This window comes from Psychrobacter sp. T6-4 (genome assembly GCF_052258425.1).
In the GTDB taxonomy this organism is placed as follows: Bacteria; Pseudomonadota; Gammaproteobacteria; order Pseudomonadales; family Moraxellaceae; genus Psychrobacter.
The window spans coordinates 1-569 of the sequence record NZ_JBQQEZ010000034.1; the positions used below are offsets into that span (position 1 = coordinate 1).

At 65.2% G+C, this 569-nt stretch carries 2 rRNA genes; both read left to right on the forward strand.

The annotated features are described in order from the left end of the window. Nucleotides 1-134: ribosomal RNA gene (locus tag ACTXGE_RS12495) — 23S ribosomal RNA — on the forward strand; the annotation flags it as partial. Nucleotides 135-307: 173 nt separating this feature from the next. Continuing rightward, nucleotides 308-423: ribosomal RNA gene (gene rrf, locus ACTXGE_RS12500) — 5S ribosomal RNA — on the forward strand. Nucleotides 424-569: the final 146 nt, after the last annotated feature.

Genomic DNA, 569 nt, shown 5'->3' on the forward strand with positions numbered 1-569 from the left:
TCTAAGCGGGAAACCCCCCTTAAAACGAGACCTCCCTTGAGGGCCGTGGAAGACGACCACGTCGATAGGCCGGGGGTGCAAGCGCGGTGACGCGTTGAGCCGACCGGTACTAATCGCCCGATTGACTTGATCGCTCCCGTGATCCGTGTCCGTGCGTGATCGGCAGCCGCTGCAAAGCGGGTGACGACCACGCCAACCACGGTCGCAACAAAGACAAGCAGCGCCAGACGCTGCATGCTTGCCGAACGAGGACCCCGCCGTCGCAGCACCCTGCACGGCCAGTCCCAAAAACATTGCGATGCGCCGGTCTGGTGGCTTGAGCGGCGTGCCCAGAACCCGATCCCATCTCGAACTCGGCCGTTAAACACGCCAGCGCCCATGGTACTGTGTCTCAAGGCACGGGAGAGTCGGTCGCCGCCAGACCCGCACATCGCAAACACACAGCGCACCCGCTCACATGAGCCCGCGCCATTCCCTCATCACGACCATCGCTACGGCCCCGGAGCGCGCCAACCAGCGCCAGCCAGCCCGGATCAGCCGCACACACTTGGCGCGGGGTGGAGCAGCCC